Origin of the sequence: Arsenophonus sp. ENCA (genome assembly GCF_002287155.1) — a bacterium.
In the GTDB taxonomy this organism is placed as follows: domain Bacteria; phylum Pseudomonadota; class Gammaproteobacteria; order Enterobacterales; family Enterobacteriaceae; genus Arsenophonus; species Arsenophonus nilaparvatae.
Genome location: NZ_NHNG01000084.1, coordinates 1 through 4,875, shown reverse-complemented (window position 1 = coordinate 4,875; position 4,875 = coordinate 1). Strand labels below are relative to the sequence as shown.

Here is a 4,875-nt window from a genome sequence, read left to right as displayed (position 1 = left end):
GTAAAGGCCATCGAAACAAACCGTTGTCCAAGACTCAGCAAGGGCGAAACCACAGGATTGCAAAGACTAGGGCACGGGTTGAACATGCATTTGCGGCGATGGAACAAATGGGTAGAAAACTGATCCGCACCATTGGACAGGTGCGCGCTAATTTTGCCATGACGATGATGGCAGCATGTTACAACCTAAAGCGGTTGGCGTACTTCCAGAGCGCGTGCATCGTGGCTTTCTGACGCCCAGAATGGGTCAAATGGCCCTAGCCAGGGCAATGTGCGATAGAATCAGTAACGTGATAATCAAAAAAAATCTAATTATTTAGAATGAAAGCCAAGGGTTAATTGAAAATCTTGAGTTTTTCGAGGTGCCCTTTAGCACCTAACATTTTTAAATAGTCTACATCGCTAATTCCTACTTTACCTAATGCCCTTTCTATCGACATATTCATATTAGGCAAGTCTTTGATCCTGATATGTGAATGCTGTTTCTGAGATAACTCTTCCACGGCCGCTTTATAAGCGAGATCAATGTAATAACATAAAAGTAAATTATCATTCCAAAGTATTTCATTGATAAAAAAATACTTTAATATAAGATGAACGCCTTTCTTGGTATAAATCAGTTTTTGCAATCCAGACACTTCAAATTGAAGTTCAGCAAATAAACAACCTCGCAAATAAAACTCGCCATCCAATACCTGCCCAATAATGACATGATTGACTAGAATACAATAACCCCCGAAATGCGGTTTTTTCTTTATATGGCCATAATTTTCCATTAGGCTTTGCAAACAAGAAAAACGAGAATCAAATAAAAGCATAATTGCCACTCTCCATGTGAACGCTCACAAATCTAATATTTTTATACTTCTCCATATTTTAATCAGTTAAAATAGTAAGAAAATTTATTAAGTTATTTTACCCATTTTTAAAACCCCCTAGATTATTGTAAAACCGCGTATACATAAGGCATCGAATAAAACCTTAAGCATCGTTTAATATTAAATATAGCTAAATAAATATCTTACCAATTACAAAACATAACTTAATAGTTACCCTTTATATTCAATATTTATAATAAATAAACTGTCGCATATATCCACTTAACTCATTAATAGTTAATAAAAATATTCTACTTAACAGGCAGAATAAAAAATACGCAATCCTATCCAAACTGCAACAATTAAATGTTCAATTAAGCAGAAAAATTAATTTTTTGCGAAGCGCTTTGTAAAAATCGGCTTGATATTATATGAATATACAATTACTGTATATGCGTACAGTAATAAACTGAGGTCAATATGAATACCAACACATGGAATTACCCAATAAAAACAGAGAATCAACCTAGTAATGTCCAAAATTTACTATTACCAAATTATAGAAATGCGCCAGTATATTCAAACGGCGTAGTTAATGAATGGGTATATAATGAAAATAATCCTATAGTTGAAGTACTTCTGAGATCATTATTACACCGGCTTCGCGATGAATCTCGTTGGCTATTATGGCTAAATCCTAACCGAAAATTAAGCCGTAATTGGTTGATTAATTCAGAGCTACCATTAAATAAAACAGTACAAATAAATTCACTAAGCCCAGAAATGAGCGTTATTGCTATGATAAAAGCATTATCTAGCGGCAATTGCAGTATTGTCTTAGGCTGGTTACCGACTTTATCACCATCATGTTTACAACATTTAGAACATGCAGCACAGCTAGGAAAAAGCATAGGCTTTGTTATGCGGCCTGAAAATATAAATTGTACCCACGGACATTCTAATCAGCTAAAAATTCATTCTAATTATTATCACTAGCCTAGATTAGGATTATTCCCAATCCATTTGATGAATTGTAAACGACAATAGACAAAAACAAAAAAAAATAATATAAATCATTTGGTTAATTCTTTAACCATGGCAATATAGTTATAAATTATATCTATAATTCACCGATTGCCTTTTAAAAAGTTAATGAGATTAATGTTTCCTCTACTTGTAACTTTTGAAGTTCGTTGTAGACTTTACAACGTTAAGGTAGTGCTTTGATTCTACTTTTTATTTGAATAATTCCTTAGGCAGATAAAGTAGAAACGAAGATAGTAGAGCGTAATAACTTAACCAGCATTTTAAACCATACGGCTTATAAAAAAGCTCAAGAAGCTGATGCCTATATTGGATGATAACGAGGCGTAAAATGAAAAAGATAGCTATCGCAGTAGCAGTAGCAGTAGCAGTGGCAGCTTTCGCAACTGCAGCTCAGGCGGCACTCAAAGATAATACCTGGTATACCGGTGCTAAATTAGGTTGGTCACACTTTGAAGATACCGGCTTTCATCCTTACGATGAAAATGTTGGCAGTGGTAAAACTAAGCGCGATCAACTAGGCGCAGGTGCCTATGTTGGTTACCAAAATAATCAATATCTCGGTTTCGAATTAGGTTATGACTGGTTTGGCAGAATGAGATATTCTGGTCAGCCAAATAACGGTAGCCTGAAATCGATGGGTGTTCAATTAACCGCTCGTCTAAGCTATCCACTGACAGACGAATTAGATGTTTATGGTCGTCTCGGTGGTATGGTATGGCGGACTGATGCAAAAGCAAACGTATCCGGTCAAGATTCCTTTAAAGAGCATGACACTGGTGTTTCTCCAGTTTATGCGCTAGGGCTTGAATATGCTATTACCCCTGAATGGGCAACTCGTTTAGATTATCAATGGGTGAGTCATATTGGTGATAAAGATTCACTATCCGTTCGTCCAGATAATGGGATGTTGAGCGTTGGTGTTGCATATCGATTCAATCAAGACGCAGCGCCTGTGATTGTACCAGCACCAGCTCCAGCACCAATCGAAAACAAACGTTTTACTTTACGTTCTGACGTTTTATTTGAGTTCAATAAACATACCTTGAAGCCAGCAGGTAAAGCTGAACTTGATAAGTTGTATAGCGAACTAACGAATCTTGACCCAACTCAAGGTCGTGTGATGGTTCTTGGCTATACTGACCGTATTGGTTCACCATCCTATAACAAACCTTTATCTCAGAAACGCGCACATGAAGTTATGAGCTACCTGATTTCTAAAGGTATCCCTGCGAACGCAATTAGTTCACAAGGTCGCGGAGAACAAAATCCAGTAACAGGTAGTACTTGTAATAACGTAAAACCTCGCGCTGCATTAATTAATTGCTTAGCACCAGATCGTCGAGTTGAAATCGAGATCCAAGGTACTACAGAAGTAACTCCGCAACCGTAGTATCTGTTTAAAAAATTCTTTATTTACAAATAAAATAACCCTTTCTTAAAGGGTTATTTTTTGCTTAAAATTTATTGCTAAGATGGTTAAAAAATCCAGATTTAGATCCTATTTTTACGCTAGTCACCCAGAATATTTTGCAAATCCTGCTTAAATGTCGACATTTGGTTTGCATACTGGTCTTTTCTCTCTGCATCTTCAATAAGATGCACAATAGCTTCAGAGAGCGTGCAGCCTTGTTTTCTTGCTAAAATAGATAGTCTTTGCCAGACAAGAAAATCTAAATCGATAGATTTTTTACATGAGTGCTGATGCTCGGCATTAAAATGTCGCTTTCTGCGGGCTCTAATTGTTTGTTTCATTCGATTAGATAAATCTGGCGACATATGATTTTTTATCCAGTTTATCACTTTTGTTGGGGTATTCTCTAATTTCAACAGTTGCTCAATCGCATCCTGAACGGCGCTTTTTTCTATATACTTAGTGATATTCTCACCATCGCGATACTTTTTAACCAAGTAATCCCATTTCCAACCACACTCAAGATTTTCAAGCTGTTGATATTTCATAATCATCTCTGTGACAACGTAACTTATGTAATTATAACAACATTTAAAAATAAAAACGTTTGGTTTTTTAACCAACTTAAATAAAATCTTAGTAAGAAAACACACTATATTGAAATGTTAGCAAAAAATATAATTTTTCCTATTTATACAAGTCAATCGACAAAAAATAATAATTAGTGCGATAAAATATGATTATTCACATTTATAGTTAGTAACTTTCACTATGTTCTAAATTGAAATAATACATTCTATCTAATGTATTAGTGGTTTTTGTCATTAGCTTACTACTTGGATATTAACCATTAGTTACTAATGTTCAGTCCCAAATTATTTACATTGACTAGACTTTTACATTTTCTATTGCACTTATTACTACAGGGCACCTCGAAAAACTCAAGATTTTCAATTAACCCTTGGCTTTCATTCTAAATAATTAGATTTTTTTGATTATCACGTTACTGATTCTATCGCACATTGCCCTGGCTAGGGCCATTTAACCCATTCTGGGCGTCAGAAAGCCACGATGCACGCGCTCTGGAAGTACGCCAACCGCTTTAGGTTGTAACATGCTGCCATCATCGTCATGGCAAAATTAGCGCGCACCTGTCCAATGGTGCGGATCAGTTTTCTACCCATTTGTTCCATCGCCGCAAATGCATGTTCAACCCGTGCCCTAGTCTTTGCAATCCTGTGGTTTCGCCCTTGCTGAGTCTTGGACAACGGTTTGTTTCGATGGCCTTTACGCTGAATCTGGCTCCTATAGCCGTTTGCCTTCAGCCAAGCTTCCCGCTCCGCAGAGGGATAGCCTCGGTCGGCGTAGATATTGCGATTGGTGTTGGCCTTGTCAATGACCCTTTCGAAATGCTGACTGTCGTGGGTGCTGGCCGTATCGGTGACGATTTTTCTGATGAATTTGTACTTCTTATCCATGTTTACCGAAAGCTTATAGCCATAATGACTCTTACCGTGTTTTTTAGTCCACGTGGCGTCTAAATCTTTTTGTCGCCGCTTGGTTGGTTTCCAATGAGCAGGCATCGCTTCCTGCTTGAGTT

The 4,875-nt window shown here is 36.9% G+C and carries 6 protein-coding genes; 3 read left to right on the top strand and 3 right to left on the bottom strand.

The window, feature by feature from the left end; genetic code table 11:
- The coding region (locus CBG25_RS02525) for a transposase (RefSeq protein ID WP_290604297.1) at nt 1-233 on the top strand (233 nt) is incomplete at its 5' end.
- Between the two features lie 101 nt (nt 234-334).
- On the opposite strand, the gene CBG25_RS02520 is transcribed toward CBG25_RS02525, so the two are convergent.
- Nucleotides 335-817 (bottom strand): TfoX/Sxy family protein, encoded by a 483-nt coding sequence (locus CBG25_RS02520; RefSeq protein ID WP_290604299.1) that lies wholly within the window; start codon nt 815-817, stop codon nt 335-337.
- 480 nt (nt 818-1,297) lie between these two features.
- Between CBG25_RS02520 and sulA the strand changes: the two genes are divergently transcribed.
- Together sulA and ompA are read left to right on the top strand one after the other, a co-directional pair.
- Nucleotides 1,298-1,813, top strand: a complete 516-nt coding sequence (gene sulA, locus CBG25_RS02515; protein WP_290604295.1) for an SOS-induced cell division inhibitor SulA — start codon at nt 1,298-1,300, stop codon at nt 1,811-1,813.
- 379 nt (nt 1,814-2,192) lie between these two features.
- Nucleotides 2,193-3,254 carry a porin OmpA gene (ompA, locus tag CBG25_RS02510; protein WP_290604293.1) on the top strand — a complete coding sequence of 354 codons (1,062 nt, stop codon included), beginning with the start codon at nt 2,193-2,195 and terminating at the stop codon, nt 3,252-3,254.
- A 119-nt stretch (nt 3,255-3,373) separates the two neighbouring features.
- Here the strand turns inward: ompA and matP are convergent, their stop codons facing one another.
- Both matP and CBG25_RS02500 read right to left on the bottom strand, forming a co-directional pair.
- Nucleotides 3,374-3,823 carry a macrodomain Ter protein MatP gene (gene matP / locus CBG25_RS02505; protein WP_032116354.1) on the bottom strand — a complete coding sequence of 150 codons (450 nt, stop codon included), beginning with the start codon at nt 3,821-3,823 and terminating at the stop codon, nt 3,374-3,376.
- Between the two features lie 510 nt (nt 3,824-4,333).
- On the bottom strand, nt 4,334-4,875 hold a 542-nt coding region (locus CBG25_RS02500; RefSeq protein WP_290604069.1), incomplete at its 5' end, for an IS5 family transposase.

Bases quoted from the DNA above. Each gene is read 5' to 3' on its own strand.
- CBG25_RS02520 (WP_290604299.1), bottom strand. From the start codon at position 817: ATGCTTTTATTTGATTCTCGTTTTTCTTGTTTGCAAAGCCTAATGGAA.
- sulA (WP_290604295.1), top strand. From the start codon at position 1,298: ATGAATACCAACACATGGAATTACCCAATAAAAACAGAGAATCAACCT.
- ompA (WP_290604293.1), top strand. From the start codon at position 2,193: ATGAAAAAGATAGCTATCGCAGTAGCAGTAGCAGTAGCAGTGGCAGCT.
- matP (WP_032116354.1), bottom strand. From the start codon at position 3,823: ATGAAATATCAACAGCTTGAAAATCTTGAGTGTGGTTGGAAATGGGAT.